This window comes from Streptomyces sp. NPDC002588, assembly GCF_040295925.1.
Lineage (GTDB): Bacteria > Actinomycetota > Actinomycetes > Streptomycetales > Streptomycetaceae > Streptomyces.
On record NZ_JBEOWF010000083.1, the window covers coordinates 1 to 17,534 of the forward strand.

At 69.1% G+C, this 17,534-nt stretch carries 18 protein-coding genes and 1 pseudogene; 6 read left to right on the forward strand and 13 right to left on the reverse strand.

Annotation, left to right across the window (positions count from 1 at the left end):
- Window positions 1–100: 100 nt before the first annotated feature.
- Genes ABT057_RS47925 through ABT057_RS47935 form a run of 3 tightly spaced genes read right to left on the reverse strand, consistent with a single transcriptional unit; the run spans window position 101 to window position 3,933 of the window.
- A complete protein-coding gene (locus tag ABT057_RS47925; protein ID WP_352351526.1) occupies window positions 101–2,293 on the reverse strand; it encodes a xanthine dehydrogenase family protein molybdopterin-binding subunit in 2,193 nt (730 codons plus the stop codon).
- The gene (locus ABT057_RS47930) at window positions 2,290–3,270 is read right to left on the reverse strand and encodes an FAD binding domain-containing protein (RefSeq protein WP_352351528.1); all 981 of its coding nucleotides are present in this window, start codon (window positions 3,268–3,270) and stop codon (window positions 2,290–2,292) included. The genes ABT057_RS47925 and ABT057_RS47930 overlap by 4 nt, the downstream gene beginning before the upstream one ends.
- 12 nt (window positions 3,271–3,282) lie before the next feature.
- On the reverse strand, window positions 3,283–3,933 hold the full coding sequence (locus ABT057_RS47935; protein WP_352351530.1) for a (2Fe-2S)-binding protein: 651 nt from the start codon (window positions 3,931–3,933) through the stop codon (window positions 3,283–3,285).
- Window positions 3,934–4,305: 372 nt separating this feature from the next.
- Between ABT057_RS47935 and ABT057_RS47940 the strand changes: the two genes are divergently transcribed.
- The gene (locus tag ABT057_RS47940) at window positions 4,306–5,352 is read left to right on the forward strand and encodes an NAD(P)-dependent alcohol dehydrogenase (RefSeq protein WP_352351532.1); all 1,047 of its coding nucleotides are present in this window, start codon (window positions 4,306–4,308) and stop codon (window positions 5,350–5,352) included.
- Between the two features lie 156 nt (window positions 5,353–5,508).
- Window positions 5,509–6,426, forward strand: coding sequence for an alpha/beta hydrolase family protein (locus ABT057_RS47945; protein WP_352351534.1), 918 nt, complete (start codon window positions 5,509–5,511; stop codon window positions 6,424–6,426).
- An 84-nt stretch (window positions 6,427–6,510) separates the two neighbouring features.
- Here the strand turns inward: ABT057_RS47945 and ABT057_RS47950 are convergent.
- The 7 genes and pseudogenes from ABT057_RS47950 to ABT057_RS47980 form a co-directional block, all read right to left on the reverse strand.
- Window positions 6,511–6,684, reverse strand: a pseudogene (locus ABT057_RS47950) (NF041680 family putative transposase); the annotation flags it as partial.
- 33 nt (window positions 6,685–6,717) lie between these two features.
- A complete protein-coding gene (locus tag ABT057_RS47955; RefSeq protein ID WP_352351536.1) occupies window positions 6,718–7,587 on the reverse strand; it encodes a helix-turn-helix transcriptional regulator in 870 nt (289 codons plus the stop codon).
- Window positions 7,588–7,690: 103 nt separating this feature from the next.
- Window positions 7,691–8,029: a MoaF-related domain-containing protein gene (locus ABT057_RS47960; protein ID WP_352351538.1), complete on the reverse strand. Its 339-nt coding sequence runs from the start codon at window positions 8,027–8,029 to the stop codon at window positions 7,691–7,693.
- Between the two features lie 37 nt (window positions 8,030–8,066).
- Window positions 8,067–8,768, reverse strand: coding sequence for a type 1 glutamine amidotransferase domain-containing protein (locus tag ABT057_RS47965; protein ID WP_352351540.1), 702 nt, complete (start codon window positions 8,766–8,768; stop codon window positions 8,067–8,069).
- A gap of 29 nt (window positions 8,769–8,797) precedes the next feature.
- Entirely contained in the window at window positions 8,798–9,187 is a 390-nt protein-coding gene (locus ABT057_RS47970; protein WP_352351542.1) for a nuclear transport factor 2 family protein, read from the reverse strand.
- Window positions 9,188–9,232: 45 nt separating this feature from the next.
- The gene (locus ABT057_RS47975) at window positions 9,233–9,832 is read right to left on the reverse strand and encodes a flavodoxin family protein (RefSeq protein ID WP_352351544.1); all 600 of its coding nucleotides are present in this window, start codon (window positions 9,830–9,832) and stop codon (window positions 9,233–9,235) included.
- Between the two features lie 211 nt (window positions 9,833–10,043).
- Window positions 10,044–10,919 carry a helix-turn-helix domain-containing protein gene (locus ABT057_RS47980; RefSeq protein ID WP_352351546.1) on the reverse strand — a complete coding sequence of 292 codons (876 nt, stop codon included), beginning with the start codon at window positions 10,917–10,919 and terminating at the stop codon, window positions 10,044–10,046.
- A gap of 354 nt (window positions 10,920–11,273) precedes the next feature.
- Between ABT057_RS47980 and ABT057_RS47985 the strand changes: the two genes are divergently transcribed.
- From ABT057_RS47985 to ABT057_RS48000, 4 genes are all read left to right on the forward strand, one after another.
- Entirely contained in the window at window positions 11,274–12,290 is a 1,017-nt protein-coding gene (locus ABT057_RS47985; RefSeq protein WP_352351548.1) for a zinc-dependent alcohol dehydrogenase family protein, read from the forward strand.
- Window positions 12,291–12,377: 87 nt separating this feature from the next.
- Window positions 12,378–12,749, forward strand: coding sequence for a DUF2255 family protein (locus ABT057_RS47990; protein WP_352351550.1), 372 nt, complete (start codon window positions 12,378–12,380; stop codon window positions 12,747–12,749).
- Window positions 12,750–12,783: 34 nt separating this feature from the next.
- Window positions 12,784–14,370, forward strand: a complete 1,587-nt coding sequence (locus tag ABT057_RS47995; protein ID WP_352351552.1) for a Na+/H+ antiporter — start codon at window positions 12,784–12,786, stop codon at window positions 14,368–14,370.
- A 24-nt stretch (window positions 14,371–14,394) separates the two neighbouring features.
- Complete coding sequence (locus ABT057_RS48000) at window positions 14,395–15,330, forward strand: NADP-dependent oxidoreductase (protein ID WP_352351554.1); 936 nt, start codon at window positions 14,395–14,397, stop codon at window positions 15,328–15,330.
- A gap of 12 nt (window positions 15,331–15,342) precedes the next feature.
- Here ABT057_RS48000 and ABT057_RS48005 read toward each other — a convergent pair whose 3' ends face one another.
- The 3 genes from ABT057_RS48005 to ABT057_RS48015 all read right to left on the reverse strand — a co-directional run.
- Window positions 15,343–15,453: an aldehyde dehydrogenase family protein gene (locus ABT057_RS48005; RefSeq protein ID WP_352351556.1), complete on the reverse strand. Its 111-nt coding sequence runs from the start codon at window positions 15,451–15,453 to the stop codon at window positions 15,343–15,345.
- A gap of 69 nt (window positions 15,454–15,522) precedes the next feature.
- Window positions 15,523–16,566, reverse strand: a complete 1,044-nt coding sequence (locus tag ABT057_RS48010) for a LacI family DNA-binding transcriptional regulator (RefSeq protein WP_352351560.1) — start codon at window positions 16,564–16,566, stop codon at window positions 15,523–15,525.
- A gap of 173 nt (window positions 16,567–16,739) precedes the next feature.
- The coding region (locus ABT057_RS48015) for a X2-like carbohydrate binding domain-containing protein (RefSeq protein WP_352351558.1) at window positions 16,740–17,534 on the reverse strand (795 nt) is incomplete at its 5' end.

The following is a 17,534-nucleotide window of genomic DNA, read 5'->3' on the forward strand; positions in this document are numbered from 1 at the left end:
CGCCGCGGCGATAGGGGGCGCGTACGCGGCGGCGGCCCGGGGAGGGTCCGGCAGCCGTACGGGGGGTTCGGCTGCCGGACCGGCCATGGAGGCGGTGACGTCAGAGCAACGCCTCAGCGGTGATGGGCAGTTGGCGGACCCGACGGCCGGTGGCGTTGAAGACCGCGTTGCCGATCGCGGCTGCCACGCCCACCTGCACGACCTCGCCGAGTCCCTTGACGCCCAGCAGGTTGCCGGCGTTGTCCTCGCCGTCCAGGTAGATCGCCCTGATCTCGGGGATGTCGGCGTTCACCGGGACCAGATAGTCGGCAAGGCTCGCGTTCACGATCCGCCCGTCACGGTGATCGGTGACCGTGTGCTCCAGCAGCGCCGTTCCGATACCGCCCACGATGCCGCCGATCGCCTGGCTGTCCGCGAGTTTGGGGCTGATGATGCGGCCTGCGTCGTACACGCCGAGCATGCGCCGCACCCGGACCAGACCGAGGGCCGCGTCCACGGCGACCTCGGCGAAGGTGGCGTTGTAGGCGAAGTAGGCGGACCGCTCGGCGCCCGGCCCGTTGTAGGTGCCGTTGGCTTCCAGGTGGGCGCGGTTGTTGCGCGCCAGCAGGCTCTTGTACGTCTCACCACGCGCCGGGTTGCCCTGTACATGCAGTCGGCCGCTGCGTACGACCACGTCGTCCGCGTTCACCCCGTACAGCGGCGACTCGCGGTCCTCGACTGCCAGCTTGATCGCCTGCCGCCGCACCTGGTTGCAGGCGTCGACGACGGCCGAGCCGACGCTGGCCATGGTCGCCGAACCGCCGTGCGGCGAGGTCGGCGGATAGAGGGAGTCACCCAGCCGGAAGGTCACCGTACGCATGGTCAGCCCCAGCGCGTCGGCGGCCACCTGGGTCTGCGAGGTGTAGGTACCCGGCCCCATGTCGCTGGTGGCCGCCTCGACCACCGCGGTGCCGTCGGCATCCAGACGGGCCCGGGCCTGCGCGGGATACCGCCCCGGGTCGTAGACACCGGCGGCCATGCCCAGGCCGATCAGCCAGTCCCCGTCCCGCGTCGAGCGCGGCCTCGGGTTACGGCGGTCCCAGCCGAACTCGCGGGCGCCGACCGTGTAGCACTCGCTCAGTCGGCGGGTGGAGAACGGCTCGTTCGTCGACTCGTCCTCGCTCGGCTCGTTGCGCCGGCGCAGCTCGATCGGGTCGATACCGAGCCGGTCCGCGAGCTCGTCCATGGCCGACTCGATCACGAACGACGCCGAGGCGAAGCCGGGGCCGCGCATCCAGATCGGGGTGTTCACGTCCAGTGGCACCCTCCGGTACGCCTGACTGACGTTGGGCATGCTGTAGAGCATCTGGCCCGCCGGCATGACCGCCTCGAAGAACGACTCGTACGACGAGGTCTCGGCATCGATCTCGTGCGCGGCGGCGGACAGCCGGCCGCGCCGGTCGCTGCCCAGCCGCAGACGGTATGCGTACGAGGGCCGGAAGCCGGTACCGAAGTACAGCTGCCGACGGCTCAGCACCAGCTTGACCGGACGGCCCGTCACCCGCGCCGCCAGGGCGGCGACGACCGTGTGCGGCCAGCAGCGCAGCCCGCTGCCGAAGCCGCCGCCGACGAACGGCGAGATGACGCGCACCGACTCCATGGGCAGGTCGAACACCGTGGAGAGTTCGGTCTGCGTGCCCGCCACCCACTGCGTCTTGTCCCACACGGTCAGCTTGTCGCCCTCCCAGCGGGCGATGGTGGCGTGCGGCTCCATCGGATTGTGGTGGTTGCGGGCCAGCTCGTAGGTCAGGTCCAGCCGTACGGGAGCGGAGCGCAGCCCGGCTTCGGCGTCGCCGCGTGCGTAGGGGACCGCCTCGCCCGGCTCGGCCTCGTGCAGGTCGGTCGAGGGCTGTTCGGCGTCGTAGGCGACCTTGACCAGGCTCGCGCCGTGCTGCGCGGCCTCCAGGGTGGCGGCGACCACGACGGCGACCGGCTGACCGTGGAAGAGGACCAGATCGTCCTGGAAGACGCGCAGCCGCCGGCCAGGCGGGTTGTTGGAGCCGGGGTTGTCGCGGTACGGCAGCTTCGGGGCGTTGCGGTGACTGATCACCCGTAGTACGCCCGGGTGGGCTTCGGCGTCGCGGGTGTCGACGGAGGTGATGCGGCCGCGTCCGATGCTCGCGTCGACGATGACGGCGTGTACGGCTCCGTCGACGTCGTGTTCGGCGGAGTAGAGCGCCTTGCCGGTGACCTTGAGCCGGCCGTCCACGCGGGACAGCGGCGCACCCACGGCTGCCTGTGGCTGGGGGCTCACTTGGTACCTCCTACGATGCGCAGCTGGCGTTCGACGGTCCGCTTCAGCAGCTCGACCTTGAAGCCGTTCTGCCGGAGAGGGCGGGCGCCGATCGCCGCCTTCGCGGCAGCGGACGTCCACAGGGACTCCGAGGGACGCTCACCGATGAGATGCCGCTCGACGGCGGGCAGTTTCCACGGCACGGTGCCCACGCCACCGGCGGCGACCCTCGCCTCCTGGATGACTCCGCCGCGTATGTGCAGCGCGACGGCCGCCGAGGTCAGGGCGAACTCGTAGGACTGCCGGTCGCGCACCTTCAGGTAGCCGGACCTGAGCGGACGCGGAAGCGCCGGGATCTCCACGGCCGTGATCAACTCACCTTTTCTGAGGGCTTGTTCACGGTTCGGGGTGCTGCCGGGCCGCAGCAGGAAGTCGGCGAACGGCAGGGTGCGCGCACCCTCTGGCCCGAGGAGATGCACCGCTGCTTCCAGGGCGGCGAAGGCCACGGCGACGTCGGAGGGGTGGGTGGCCACGCAGGCGTCGGAGGTGCCGAGGATCGCGTGCATCCGGTTGAAGCCCTCCCGGGCCGCGCAACCGGAGCCGGGCTCGCGCTTGTTGCAGGCTGCGGTCACATCCCGGAAGTACGTGCAGCGGGTGCGCTGCATGATGTTGCCGCCGATGGTGGCCATGTTGCGCAGCTGGGCCGACGCGCTCAGCTCCAGGGCCTGCGAGACGACCGGGTACAGCGTGCGCACCTTGGCATGCGCGGCGGCCTCGGACATGCTCACCAGCGCGCCGATGCGCAGGCCCCCGCGCCCGGTGACCGTGACCTCGTCCAGCGGCAGGCCGGAGATGTCGACCAGCCCCTCGGGGCGTTCGACGGTCTCGCGCATCAGGTCGACCAGCGTGGTGCCTCCGGCGATGTAACGCCCTCCCAGGCGACCGGCGTTGAGGGCTTCCCGGGTGGTGGAGACGCGGGTGTAGGTGAAGGGATGCACGGCGGCCGCTCCTTACTTCCGGCCCGCGGTCTGTTCGACCGCGCGCACGATCTTGACGTAGCAGCCGCAGCGGCAGATGTTGCCGCTCATCCACTCCCGGATCTCCTCGGGGGAACCGGTGTGGCCCTCCTGGATGCAGCCGACACCGGAGAGGATCTGCCCCGGGGTGCAGTAGCCGCACTGGAAGGCGTCCTCGTCGATGAACGCCTGCTGGAGCGGGTGGAGTCGGTCGCCCTTGGCCAGGCCCTCGATGGTGGTGACCTCGGCGCCCTCCAGCCGAACGGCCAGCGTCAGACAGGAGTTGACCCGCTGTCCGTCGACCAGCACCGTGCACGCGCCACAAGCCCCGGCGTTGCAGCCCTTCTTGGAACCGGTCAGGTCGAGGTGCTCGCGCAGCAGATCCAGCAGCGACGTCCGGTTGTCCACCGTCACGGTCCGCCGCGTGCCGTTGACGGTCAACGAGACACGGCTGGACGGAGGCGCCTCGGCGGCGGCCGCCTCTTCGGAACCGGCAACGTAGGACCCCCCGATCACACCGCCCGCAACGACCGCACCACCTACCGCCGTACTCGTGGCGATGAACGTGCGCCGGCTGGGCGCCGAGGATGACTCGCTGGACCCGGTGGGGGGTGGAACGGCAGATTCAGAGAGATCAGTGGTCATGGATTTGCCTTCGCGTCACGGGCGGGTCGGCCGTACAGAACGGCAGGGAAGGAGGCGGGATCGTCGTCGCCGCAGACCTGGGCGACCGCGCTCTCAGTGCTGCGGCCGTCCTCGTGAGGAGTCTGGCATCACAAGTAGTGCGTGTGACGGGGAGAGTTTTGTCCCCCCTTGGTTTTCTCGCCGACCAACTAGAGGTAACCGATCCGGTGTTCCCGGCGCCATACGTACCCGAGCCCGTCTCCGCCGGAAGCAGGAACGGCGAACGTAGGCACATTCCCTCCCTGGTTGATGGCCCGGCGGCGCTGCATGCTCGTCACCGCGTCCGGTCGGAAAGCGGCCGGGCGCGTGAGCACCGCTAGGAGATCCCCCCTCATGACGACCACTGTCGCCGCGTACGCCGCGTCCACCGCCAAGGCCCCGCTGAAGCGCACCACCATCGAGCGCCGCGAGGTCGGCGAGCACGACGTCTTGATCGACATCAAGTTCGCGGGCATCTGCCACTCCGACATCCACCAGGTCCGCGAGGGCTGGGGCACCGCCATCTTCCCGATGGTCCCCGGCCACGAGATCGCCGGCGTGGTCTCCGAGGTCGGCCCGGGCGTCACCAGGTACGCAGTCGGCGACCGGGTGGGTGTCGGCTGCTTCGTCGACTCCTGCCGGGAGTGCGACCACTGCAAGGCCGGCCTGGAGCAGTACTGCACCGGCACCGGCATGGTCCAGACGTACAACTACATCGGCAAGGACGGGGAGCCCACCTACGGCGGCTACTCCGAGAAGATCGTCGTCGACGAGAACTACGTCGTCCGCGTCCCCGACGGCCTTTCCCTCGACGTGGCCGCGCCGCTGCTCTGCGCCGGCATCACCCTGTACAGCCCGCTGAAGCACTGGGGCACGGGCCCGGGCAAGAAGGTCGCGATCGTCGGTCTGGGCGGTCTCGGCCACATGGGCGTCAAGATCGCGCACGCGCTGGGCGCCGAGGTGACGGTCCTCTCGCAGTCCCTGCGCAAGCAGGACGACGGCCTGAAGCTGGGCGCCGATCACTACCACGCCACCAGCGACCCGAAGACATTCGAGGAGCTGGCGGGCACCTTCGACCTGATCGTCTCGACGGTCTCGGCCCCGCTGGACTTCAGCGCGTACGTGAACCTGCTGAAGATCGAGGGAGCCCTGGTGAACGTGGGCGCCCCGGAGAGGCCGATCTCCGTCAACGTCTTCCCCCTGATCATGGGCCGCAGGTCGATCGCAGGCTCCGCCATCGGCGGCATCGCCGAGACCCAGGAAATGCTGGACTTCTGCGCCGAGCACGGCCTCGGCTCCGAGATCGAGCTGATCCGCGCCGACCAGATCAACGAGGCGTACGAGCGGGTGCTGAACAGCGATGTGCGGTACCGGTTCGTGATCGACACAGCGACGATCTGACGCGGCACTCCGGAGGTCCCGGCAGCACAGATGCCGGGACCTGGCCGGATCGCCGCACGACGACCCGGCGGCCAGTGCCGGCATGGGGCCCACCCACGAGGAAAACTCGCAAACAACCTATATCGCTCATAGCGTCCCCATCGAGAGGAGCACACCATGACCGAAGTCGATATGGCGGAGCTGGCGTTCAACGGATTCGTCGGGCAGTGGACGGAGGGGACCACGGACGGCCGGCGCGCCCCCCTGCTGCGCCGCCCTTCCGAGTTGGGTCTGGCCTACGAGGACGTGACGTTCCCGTCGATGGACGGCGTTCCTCTGGAAGGCTGGTTCATCCCCGCGGACTCCGACCGGCTGATCATCCACAACCACTTCTCGCCCGGCAATCGTTACGGCTACCCCGGGCATCTGCCGGGCTGGGACCGCTTCGGCGGCTTCGAGGTCAACTTCCTGCCCGCCTACAAGGGGCTGCACGACGCCGGCTACAACGTCCTCACCTACGACCTGCGCAACCACGGCATGAGCGGCTACGGCAACGGCGGGATCTGCACGATCGGCCTCACCGAGTACCGCGACGTCATCGGATCCCTCCGCTATGTCGCCTCGCGCGCGGACACGGCGAGCATGAAGAAGGCCCTGCTGTCGGTGTGCCTGGGCGGCAACTCCACCGCCGTGGCGTGGGCCAGGCACCCGGAGGAGTTCGCCGAGATCCAGGCGATGGTCCTGCACCAGCCGTTGGAGGGCCGGTCGATCGGCGAGCAGTTCTCCAAGGGAATCGGCTTCGAGGGCGGCTACGACCGGCTCGACCAGGCCGTCCTGGAGCGCACCGGCTTCCATCTGGCGGAGCAGTCGCCCGCGAAGTACGCCTCCGCCATCACCGTGCCCACCCTGGTCGGGCAGGTGCACGACGACGTGATGACCACCCCGGAAGCCGTGCAGGCGGTCCACGACGCCATCCCGGTCGAGGACAAGAAGATGCACTGGATCTACGGCACCTCACGCCGCTTCGACGGCTACAACTACTTCAGCGAACACCCCGAGGTCGCCGTCGCCTGGTTCGACGAGCACGTCCGCTGACCAAGGAAGACCGAAAGCCGACCCGGGCCGGCCCCGGGTCGGCTCTCTGGCTGTCAGGGCTCACCGTCGCCCGGAGACGCAGCACGGATCGACGGGCTTCTCCCAGGGGCGCCGCAGGTCCGTGGCAACCACGCGGAGGAGCTGGGCCCGGGCGGCGATGACGAGCCAGATCCAATGATCCTCGGACTCGGGAGTGCGCAGTTTCGGGAGGGGCCAGTCGAGCGTCTGCTTGATCATCCGGAAGATGTGCTCAAGATCCGAGCCGGGTCAGGAACAGGCACTGCGGAACGGTCAGGCAGAGCTGCCGCTGGGCGTGTGGCTGGGGTCGGCGGCCCAGGACGCCAGCATGCGCAGGCTGTCGTGGGTGGGCGTGCCGGCTTCGGCGGTCCACACGATGATCTGCAGGTCGGGGTCGGCGGCCCAGGTGACGGCGTTCCAGTCGAGATGCAGATCCCCCGCGACGGGGTGGCGCAGATGCTTGGTCCCGGTGTCCCGGACAGCGACGTTGTGAGCGGCCCACCACTGGCGGAACTGGTCGTCCCGGACCGAGAGTTCATTCACCAGGGCGGTGAGCTGCGCATCCCCGGGGTTGTTGGCGTTGTGCATCCGCATCTGCGCGATGGCCAGCCGGGTGACGCCCTCCCAGTCCGCGTACAGCTCGCGCATGGCGGGGTCGGTGATGAGCAGCCTGATGAAGTAGCGCTGCTTCTCCGGGATCTTTCCGAAGTCGGTGATCAGGGCCGCGCCCATGACGTTCCAGGCGACGATCTCGGTGCGCGGCCCGATCACGAACGCCGGGGTGTGCGCCATGTCGTCGAGCATGCGCTGCAACTGCGGCTGCGCCGCGAGACGCGGCTGCCTCCGGGGAGGGCGGAAATCGTCCTTGGCCGCGAGCTCGTACAGGTAGGCCCGCTGATCCTCGTCCAGGTGCAGCACCCGGGCCAGGGAGTCCAGTACGGACGGCGAGGGCTGGATGCGGCCCTGTTCGAGGCGGGCGTAGTAGTCGGTGCTGATGGCCGCCAGTACGGCGATCTCCTCACGGCGCAGGCCCGCGACGCGACGCGGGCCGCCGTCGGGCAGGCCGACGGCGGCCGGGTCGAGCTCGGCGCGGCGCGCCTTGAGGAATTCCCCCAGATCGTGACGGTGAGGATCGCGGTTCATGCCATCACCCTGACATCGGAGAGCGGTGTTGTCAGGGGGAGAGATTTGTCCCTGGAAGCCTCACCGTCAAGATGAAGTGCGACCTGCGGCCGTCACCACGGGTTCAGCGGACGCGGCTCCACTTTCCGTGGAGCTGGACGAACTCGCCACCGATGACGGAGCTGGCCATGCAGGTCCCCTCGGTGTAGTCCTCGATGTGGGTGACGTGGTCACCGGCGTCGGGCTCGGTCCAGCGCACGACGTACAGGCCCTCGCGGAGCTGGGTGGTCGTGTACTCCATCGTCTGCCTGCGGCCCTTGATGGCACCGCCCGTCACCTCGAAGCTGACCTGGGTCGCCGAGTCGAAGGTGATCTCCACAGTGAAGTGGCCGAGCGGCGTGTCCGGGCCGAGGTCCGCCAGCCAGGTCTGCCCCACGCTGGGAAGGGTCGCGTTGCTGTCCATGAGTACTACCTCTTTCTGTGATCGGCGGTGCGGGGTGTCAGCCGAGGGTCTTGACGACTTCCCGGGCGAGCGGGACGGCCGAAGCGGGGTTCTGGCCGGTGATGAGGGTGCGGTCCACCTCGAGGTGGGGAGCGAAGTTCTCCTCGCCCTTCTGGTAGTCCGCGCCCACGTCCGCGACCAGACGGTCCTGAAGCAGCCACTTCGCCCGGTCGGCGAGGCCGTTCTGGATCTCCTCCGAGTTGGACAGTCCGGTCAGGCGGTAGCCGTGGAACGGGGACTTGCCGTCGGCGTCCACGGTGGACAGCAGCGCGGCCGGGCCGTGGCACACCAGCGACACGATCTTGCCGGAGGCGAGCCAGTCGCTCAGCAGCTTGCCGGCCGCGGGGTCGTCGGACAGGTCCTCCATCGGGCCCCAGCCGCCGGGGACGAACACCGCGTCGAATTCGTCGATGTTCACGTCCTCGATGCGCATCGGGTTCGCCAGTTCGGTGGCCTCGCGCAGAGCGGTCTTCATCTGCTCGGCACCCTCAGGTCCGCCGTTGAAGTCCGGCGTCAGGCTGAGCGCGTCGGCGGTGGGCGGTACGCCGCCCGGGGTGGCTGCGGCGATCTCGTAGCCGGCCTCCTTGAAGACGCCGTACGGACCGATGGCCTCCTCGGCCCAGAAGCCGGACGGCTGCTCGAACCCGTCGGCCAGGGTCCAGTGGTCGGCGGCGGTGATGAGGAAGAGGATCTTCGCCATGGGGTGCTCCCTGGGGTGAGTGCGGGCGGTCAGTTGTTCGCGGCCTGCTGGACGACGTGGCTGTCGGCGGCCTGGACCAGGTGGGTGAGCTTGCCGTTGCCGACCGTCCACAGGTGGATGAAGCGCGCGTCCGACTCCTCGCCGGACTTGGACACGGCGTGGTAGTGGCCGCGTACGAAGACGTGCTCGCCCGCGTCGTAGAAGTCCTCGGCCACCGCGCCGAAGGACGTGAAGCGGGGGGCGAGCCGGCCGAAGAAGTCACCGCCGGCGCTGGCCCAGGTCTTGTAGACGCCGCCGTAGGGGAAGCCGGGGGTGATGTCCCAGACGATGTCGGGGTCGATGACCTCGGCGACCACGTCCGGAGCCATGGCGGAGTCGTAGAGCCGACGGACGAGAGCGAGGTTCGGGGAGTCGGACATGATGCTGCTCCTTTTCGGGTCGGACTGAGGGTGTGGTTCTTGGGTTCAGGCGGCGAGGGCGGCGCGGCCGGCGCGGAAGAACGCGGTCTGCCGCGCGACGCGGGCGCCGAGGCCCTCGGCGGTGGCGATGTCCGACTTGTGGACCGCCTCCGGGCCGGCATCGATCGGGGACTGGGCGCCCGCACCGACGAAGTAGCCCAGACGGTTGATGTCGTCCTCGCTGCCTTCGGTGGAGGCCCAGCCCGGCTGCACGCCGAGGCTGACCCAGTGCATGCCGTGCTGGGCGGCCATGGTGAAGAAGTAGCCCAGGGTCGAGGACTTGTCGCCGTTCTTGGCACCGGAGTTGGTGAAGCCGGCGGCGATCTTGTCGGCCCAGGTCTGGGTGTACCAGCGCTTGCTGCTGGCCTCGGCGAAGGTGTGGAAGGCGGCGGAGGCCGTGCCCATGTAGGTGGGGGCACCGAAGATGATCGCGTCGGCGGCGTCGAGCTGCGCCCACTGCTCGTCGGTGATCGTGTCCACGGGGATGGAGATCACCTCGGCGCCGGCTTCCGCGGCACCGCGCGCCACGGCCTCGGCGATGACAGTGGTGTGGCCGTAGCCGGAGTGGAACGCGACGGCGACCGTGGGGCGGGAGGTGGAGGACATGGGGGTATTGCTCCTCGAAAATGATTTGTGCGAATCGTGCTCTGGAAGCATGGCACGGAATTAAACGGCGAAGGTAGGAAGGATTTGTCCCTGGTCGGGATTTGTTCCTGGCCAGGTGGAAAGCGTAAGGGCATGCCGGAAATCGCAGTGGCCCTTTTGTGCTGGGCTCTGCTCCCATTTCTCTGTACTGGCAGGAAAGGAGACCGCCCGGTCAGTTGACGGTGTCGGTCTCGGAGTCGTCCTGCTTGGTCGCCGCCCAGGAGGAGAGGAAGCGCAGCCCCTCGTAGGCGCGCGAGTCGGGTTCGGCGCTCCAGACGATCAGCTGCTGGTCGGGGTCGGCCACGCAGGTGAGGGCGTCCCAGGCGAGGGCGAGTTCACCTGCGACCGGGTGCTTGAACACCTTGGTGCCTCCGGGGCGGGGTGCCACATGGCGACCTCCCCACCACTGACGGAACTGGTCGTCCCGCACCGACAGCTCACCGACGAGGGCGGTCAGTCTCCGGTCGTCGGGGCAGACTGCGGCCTGCTGCCGCAACACGGCCACCACGTTGCGAGCGGAGCCCTCCCAGGCGGCGTACAGCGTTCTCATGGCCGGGTCGGTGAAGAGCTGCCGGACGTAGTTGCGCTGCGGCTTGGGGACCTGCGCGAAATCGGTGCCGAACAAGGCGACGGCCATCGGGTTCCACGCCAGGATGTCCAGGTACCGGCCCAGGATCATGCCGGGGGAGACGCTGAGCTCGTTCAGCACGGTACGCAACCGGGGGTGCGCCTTCTGCGGAGCCCGCCGCCGCACCCCGCCGGCCTCTTTTCCGGCCAGCTCGAACAGACGGTCCCGTTGGTCGTCGCTCAGGTGCAGGGCCCGAACGAGCTCGGTCAGCACGGACGCGGAGGGGGTCGTGCGACCCTGCTCCAGGCGGGTGTAGTAATTGGTGCTGATGGCGGCCAGCACCGCCACCTCGTCCCGGCGCAGGCCGGCCACGCGCCTGCGCCGGTCGGTTTCGGGCAGACCGACCGTGCGGGGGCTGAGCTCGGCCCGGCGGGCCTTCAGGAATTGCCCCAGCTCCTTACGGTGCGCACTGCTGTTCATACTGGCCAGTGTGCGCCCGCCGCCACTCGGCTGGGTAGGAAGGTTTTATCCCTGGTTACTTCTTCCCCGGGGTGGAATTCTCCTGTCCACGGGCCTTGCGGGCAGTGGCAGAGCCAGAGAACGGTATTTTTTTCACAGGCCGTCGACGCTTCCCTATACCCCATTGGCCATCGTCGAGGAATCCGGTACGTCCGGGTGAGATCGCTGCCCGAGCCGCAGCACCACAGCAACGCACGAAGAGATCACGATGGAACTCCTGAAGCGTCCGCCGACCGGCAAGGGCCACCCACCAGCGCGAAGACCCCACCCGCGCCCGAGCCACCCCCACACGAGAAACGCATCAGGAGAGAAGACATGCGAGCAACGCTGATCCACGCCCCCGGTGACATCCGGGTGGAGGACGTCCCCGAGCCCAAGATCGTCAATCCGACGGATGCGATCATCCGTACGGTCGCCACTTGTGTGTGCGGCTCGGACCTGTGGCCGTACCGTGGCCTGGAGCCCGTCGGTGACCCGCACCCGATGGGCCACGAGTACGTGGGCATCGTCGAGGAGACCGGCAGCGAGGTCACCCAGGTCAAGCCCGGCCAGTTCGTGGTCGGCTCCTTCGCCACCTCCGACAACACCTGCGCCAACTGCCGGAAGGGCTGGCAGTCCTCCTGCCTGAACCGCGAGTTCATGAGCACGTGCCAGGCCGAGTACGTGCGCATACCCAACGCCCACGGCACCCTGGTCGCCACGGACGAGCACCCCTCCGCCGATCTCGTGCCCAGCCTGCTCGCCGTGTCCGACGTGATGGGCACCGGCTGGTACGCGGCCCTCGCCGCCGAGGTGAAGCCGGGTTCGACGGCCGTGGTGGTCGGTGACGGAGCCGTCGGCCTGTGTGGTGTCATCGCCGCGAAGGAGCTCGGCGCGGAGCGGATCATCGCCATGTCGCGGCACGAGTCCCGGCAGAAGCTGGCCCTGGAGTTCGGCGCCACCGACATCGTCGGCGAGCGCGGCGAGGAGGGCATCGCCCGCATCAAGGAGCTCACCGGCGGCATCGGCGCAGACTCCGTCCTGGAGTGCGTCGGCACGGCCCAGTCCATGAGCCAGGCCCTCCACTCCGCCCGGCCCGGCGGCAACGTCGGCTTCGTCGGCGTCCCGCACGAGGTGGCCGTCGACGGCCAGGAGCTGTTCTTCTCCCAGGTCGGCCTGCGCGGCGGCCCGGCTCCCGTACGCCGCTACCTGCCCGACCTGATCCACCGCGTCCTGTCCGGCCACATCGACCCGGGCAAGGTCTTCGACCTCACCCTGCCCCTGGACCAGGTCGCCGAGGGTTACAAGGCGATGGACGAGCGCCGCGCCATCAAGACCCTCCTCAAGCCCTGACCCGGTCGCCTCGTGGGTGTGAGCTGCGCCGACCGCGCTCACGCCCACGAGGGCATCCCGCTGCACGGTCGTAGAGGAGGCAGACTCATGGCGACCTGGACGAACGACGAGCTGACCCGGATCGAGCACGCCGAGGAACTTCGGATGGCCCCCTCGCGCAGCGACGGAACATCGCGCACACCCGTGCCGATCTGGGTCGTCCGCGACGGCGACGACCTCTACGTCCGTTCCTTCCGCGGCAGTGTCGGCGCCTGGTACCGCGCGGCCCGGGCCAGCCACGAGGGCCACATCCGCTCCGGCGGCGTCGACAAGGACGTCACCCTCGTCGAGGTCACCGACCCCGACGTCAATGACCGCATCGACACCGCCTACCGCACCAAGTACGGCCGGTACGGCGCGAGTTACATCAACCCCATGGTGGCCTCGCGGGACACGACCCTGAAGCTCACACCCCGCTGAACGGCAGCTCTTTCACCCCTCCAGGAGAAGTACCTTGCTCGGTCTCGAACTCGTCGTGGTCCTGGGCGTGGCCGTGCTGGTGGGCAACGCCGTGGGACAGCGCCTCGGTATCGCCCCACCCGTCGTCCTGCTCGTGACGGGTGTTCTCCTGGGGTTCGTCCCGGCCGTACGGGAGGCGCAACTTCCCCCGGAGGTCGTGTTGTTGCTCTTCCTTCCGGTGCTGCTCTACTGGGAGAGCCTGACCACCTCCCTGCGGGAGATCCGCACCAACCTGCGCGGCATCCTGCAACTGAGCACCGTACTCGTCATCCTCACGGCCTGGGCCGTCGCCGCGGCCGGGCACGCCCTCGGGCTGCCGTGGGGGCCGGCGTGGGTGCTCGGCGCGGCCATGGCACCCACGGACGCGACGGCGGTCGGCGTCCTCGCCCGCGCCCTGCCGCGCCGCCAGGTCACCGTCCTGCGCGCGGAGAGCCTGGTCAACGACGGCACGGCCCTGGTCATCTACGGTCTCGCCGTCGGCATCACGGTCGGCGAGGAACACCTGAGCATCCCGCACGTCGGCGGACTGTTCCTGCTCGCGTACGGCGGCGGAGCCGCGGTAGGCGTGGCGGTCGCGTGGGTGAACATGAACCTGCGGCGCCGCCTGACCGACCCCCTGCTCGGCAACCTCGTCATGATCCTGGCGCCCTTCACCGCCTACCTGCTCGCCGAACTCATCGAAGCCTCCGGCGTCCTCGCGGTGGTCGTCAGCGGCCTGATCATGTCCCAGGTCGCCCCGCGTATCATCCAGGCCGAACACCGCACGCAGGCCCTGGCGTTCTGGCCGCTGGCCACCTTCATCATCAACGGGGCCCTGTTCGTCCTGGTCGGGGTCGAGCTCCAGTACGCGGTCCGTGACCTGGGCCGTGCCGACCTCCGGGACGCGCTGACCGCGGTCGCTGTCATCTGCGTGGTCCTCGTGGCCGTGCGCTTCGCGTTCCTGTACACGTCCACCTACCTGGTCCGCGCGCTGGACCGCCGCCCCCAGCAACGCATGCTGCGCGTCGGTCACCGGACCCGGGTGGTCAGCGGGCTGGCCGGCTTCCGGGGCGCGGTCTCGCTCGCGATGGTGCTCTCGGTACCGCAGACACTCGACTCGGGCGAGCCGTTCCCCGACCGCAGCTTCATCGTCTTCGTCACCTCCGGCGTCATCCTCGTGACGCTGGTGGTGCAGGGCCTGCTGCTGCCGGTGGCGGTGCGCTGGGCGAAGCTGCCGCCCGACACCTCGGTCGACGAAGAACACGACCTCGCCGAGACCACCGCCATCGAAGAAGCCATCAAGGCGATGCCCCGGCTCGTCGCCGACCTGCGGAGCGATCCGAAGATCGTCGAGTGGCTTCGCCAGGAGTACGAGGCCCACCTGGCATCCGTACGGGCCCGGAGCGCGGGCGCCCACGACGACCCCGCGGTGCTCCAGCACCAGGACTACCTCGCGCTGCGCCTGGCCCTCATCGCCAGCAAACGCGCCACCGTCGTCCGGCTGCGCGACGAGCGCCGGATCGACGACACCGTACTGCGCCGCCTGCAGGCCGCCCTCGACAGCGAGGAGATCCGCCTGTCGGGCGGTGCGACGGTCGAATGACTCACCTCCCAGGAAGGACTTTCCATGAAGGCCATAGGCCTGACTGAATTCGGCGGGCCCGACGTACTGCGGGTCCTGGACCTTCCGGTCCCCGAGGCCGGGCCGGGCGAGATCCGGATCCGTGTACACGCGGCGACGGTCAACCCCGTCGACACGTTGGTGCGCCGCGGAATCGCCTTCGTCTCCGACGCCGAGCCGCCCTACGTCCCCGGGATGGACGCGGCCGGCGTGGTCGAGCAGATCGGCGAGGGAACCGACACCGATCTCACCGTCGGCGACCACGTCATGGCTGTCGTGGTGGTCTCCGGGACGCACGGAGCGTACGCGGAGCACCTGGTCGCGCCCGCCGAATCGGTGGTCCGTATACCGTCGGGCGTGACCGATGTCGAGGCCGCCACGCTGCCGATGAACGGGCTGACGGCCCGTATGGCACTGGACCTGCTGGAACTTCCCGCAGGCGCCACCGTGGCGATCACCGGAGCAGCAGGCGCGGTCGGCGGCTACGCCGTCCAGCTGGCCAAGGCGGACGGGTTCCGAGTGATCGCCGACGCGGCACCGAAGGACGAGCAACTGGTGAAGGAGCTCGGGGCCGACGTTGTCCTGCCTCGCGGTACCGAGTTCCCGGAGCTGGTACGCAAGGAAGTACCGGCCGGCGTCGACGGGCTCGTCGACACCGCGGGTGTCGCGGGCCGCACCATCGGCGCGGTGCGGGACGGCGGCCTGGTGGCGTCGTCGGTCGGCGGTACCCAGGTGCCCGGTGAACGCGGCATCGAGATCCGGTACACGTTCGTGCCGCAGTACGCGCGCGAACGCGCCCAGCTCGACCGCCTCCGGCGGCTGACGGAGGAAGGCCGGCTCACCCTGCGGGTCGCACGGACCCTGCCTGCCGAGGAGGCAGTCGAAGCACACCGGCTGCTGGAGGCCGGTGGACGCCGGGGACGGCTGGTCCTCACCTTCTGATGCTGTTGTCAATCAGCTGTGGCCACGGAGGGGAAGAATGGACAGAACTGGGCCGAAGATCTCTTCGCGAGCGATTCGCATCTTGTTGGTCACGCGCAGGTGAGCCCTGCTGCTCGGCGTCACGCCTCAGGGCACGGGGCGTCAAAGGGCTTACCGCCCTGAGGGCGTACTGCGCACCGGCCTCGGCAGCCGTCAGACTTTCTTCCGCTTCTTCGCGGGTGCGGCTGTGCTGCTGCGCACGGTAAGCGTGGTGGCGATCTCCACGCCGATCTGCGCCGGCCTCTCGCCGCGGCCGAGCGAGAGCGCGAGCTCGGTGGCTGCCGCCGCCATCTCTGTCAGCGGCTGGTGAACCGTCGTCAGCGGCGGGTCCACCCACGCCACGACAGGGAGGTCGTCGAAACCCACGACGCTGAGGTCGTCGGGGATGGTGAGTCCCAGTTCGCGGGCGGCCTGGTAGACACCCAGTGCCTGCAGGTCGTTCGAGGCGAAGACGGCGGTGGGCCGCTCGCTCCGCATCAGCAGCTCACGCGCGGCTTCGCTGCCGCCTTCCCTGGTGAGCGGTGCATTGATCACCAGGCCGGGATCGGTGGGCAGGCCTGCCGCCTCCAGGGCGGATGTGTAACCGGCCTGCCGCGCACGGAAGCAGGAGACTTCCCGGGGGCCGCCGATCATCGCTATGTGGCGGTGCCCGAGGTCGATCAGGTGCCGGGTTGCCGACTGGCCACCACGCCAGTTGGTGGCGCCGACGAAGGGCACGTCGTCGGGGGGCTCCTCCGTCGGGTCGAAGACGACGAAGGGGATGCCCTTGACGCTGAGTTGCTCGCGCTCCTCGTCGGACAGTTGGGCCACGGACAGCACGCAGTGCGGTCTGCGGCCCACCATGTCCTCCACGGTCCGGGTGGGTGCGTCGTGGAGCCCGAACTCGGAGACCATCACGCCCACCCGGTTCTTGCTGGCCACACGCTCGACGCCACGGATGATCTCGACCGCCCACAGGCTCTTCAGCTCGCGGAACACCAGCTCCACGGTGGTGTTCCGGCTGCCCGGCGGCTTCTTGTAGCCGTAACGGTTGATCAGTTCCTCGACGCGGGCGCGGGTGTCGCTGGAGACGCCCGACCTGCCGTTGAGCACCTTCGAGACGGTGGGGATGGAGACTCCGGCCGTCTCGGCGATGTAGGCGATGGTGACCGGCCCCCGCGGCTCCTCCGGGGAGACCGGCGCGTGCTCCGTCGACACGTCCGACCCGTTGTCCGCCACGCTCGCCCACCCTCGTTGCCGCCGAACGATCACATCCGGATTCACGGAGGGAATGCCCAGCACTTCATGTTGTCGTTGTCTCCAGATGCATTGTGGCACTTCAGGCCGGCGAGCGACGCCCCCTGTGTTTCTCATTCTTGAATCGAGGCGCTTTATGTTTCGCTGGATCCCGTCACCGTGCTGCCGGAGCGGGTGACCTGGTACGTCACGGTGGTGCCACTCCAGAAGTGGAAGGTGAGGGTGACCGGCGCGCCGTCGGTGAGGCTGCCCAGGAAGTCCGGGGTGAGGTCGATCGCCCCGCCGGGGTAGTCCGGGGAGAACGTCGTGTTGAACTGCTGGTAGGAGGTCCAGGTGGCGGTGCCGGCGTTGGAACCGTCCGCGTACTTCGCCTCCATGGTGGCCAGTTCGTCACCCCGGAAGTCCGTGGGGACGACCAGGCCGCTGCTCGTGCCGGACGCGTTCGAGAGCACGGGGGCGTCGTACGTGCGGATGTGGACCGGCCAGGGCAGGCCGCAGGAGAAGCGGAACTGGATGGTCGAGTTCGCCCCGTAGTCGCGATCCCCGGCGAGGCGGGTGAGAGCGGCGGCGGTGAGCGTGACCCGGTCGCCGGAGACGGTGTAGTCGCGGCCCCGGGTGAGCTTCCGGTTGCCCTGCCACACATCGAGGAAGGAGGCTCCGTTCGGGTTCAGGGTGAGCGTCTGCGCGGCGATGGTTCCCGACTTGGGCAGGTACACGGTGTCGCTGGAGGCGGTCCCGGAACGCGTGGTCCAGGCGGACCTGATCCGGTTGATCAGCTCGGGGTCACGCCACTGCAGGGTCCCCCTGTTGAGGTAGTTGAAGGCGTCCCACAGTGCGGTGGTGACCCCGTTGACCCGGGCCTCGTAACCGAGTTGTTCGAAGTACTTGAACGCCTCGCCGCGCTCGACCGTGGCCGGGTGGTTGAAGTC

Excerpts from the sequence above, each read along its gene's own strand:
- ABT057_RS47935 (WP_352351530.1), bottom strand. The coding sequence starts at position 3,933 with ATGACCACTGATCTCTCTGAATCTGCCGTTCCACCCCCCACCGGGTCC.
- ABT057_RS47940 (WP_352351532.1), top strand. The coding sequence starts at position 4,306 with ATGACGACCACTGTCGCCGCGTACGCCGCGTCCACCGCCAAGGCCCCG.
- ABT057_RS47945 (WP_352351534.1), top strand. The coding sequence starts at position 5,509 with ATGACCGAAGTCGATATGGCGGAGCTGGCGTTCAACGGATTCGTCGGG.
- ABT057_RS47955 (WP_352351536.1), bottom strand. The coding sequence starts at position 7,587 with ATGAACCGCGATCCTCACCGTCACGATCTGGGGGAATTCCTCAAGGCG.
- ABT057_RS47960 (WP_352351538.1), bottom strand. The coding sequence starts at position 8,029 with ATGGACAGCAACGCGACCCTTCCCAGCGTGGGGCAGACCTGGCTGGCG.
- ABT057_RS47965 (WP_352351540.1), bottom strand. The coding sequence starts at position 8,768 with ATGGCGAAGATCCTCTTCCTCATCACCGCCGCCGACCACTGGACCCTG.
- ABT057_RS47970 (WP_352351542.1), bottom strand. The coding sequence starts at position 9,187 with ATGTCCGACTCCCCGAACCTCGCTCTCGTCCGTCGGCTCTACGACTCC.
- ABT057_RS47975 (WP_352351544.1), bottom strand. The coding sequence starts at position 9,832 with ATGTCCTCCACCTCCCGCCCCACGGTCGCCGTCGCGTTCCACTCCGGC.
- ABT057_RS47980 (WP_352351546.1), bottom strand. The coding sequence starts at position 10,919 with ATGAACAGCAGTGCGCACCGTAAGGAGCTGGGGCAATTCCTGAAGGCC.
- ABT057_RS47985 (WP_352351548.1), top strand. The coding sequence starts at position 11,274 with ATGCGAGCAACGCTGATCCACGCCCCCGGTGACATCCGGGTGGAGGAC.
- ABT057_RS47990 (WP_352351550.1), top strand. The coding sequence starts at position 12,378 with ATGGCGACCTGGACGAACGACGAGCTGACCCGGATCGAGCACGCCGAG.
- ABT057_RS48000 (WP_352351554.1), top strand. The coding sequence starts at position 14,395 with ATGAAGGCCATAGGCCTGACTGAATTCGGCGGGCCCGACGTACTGCGG.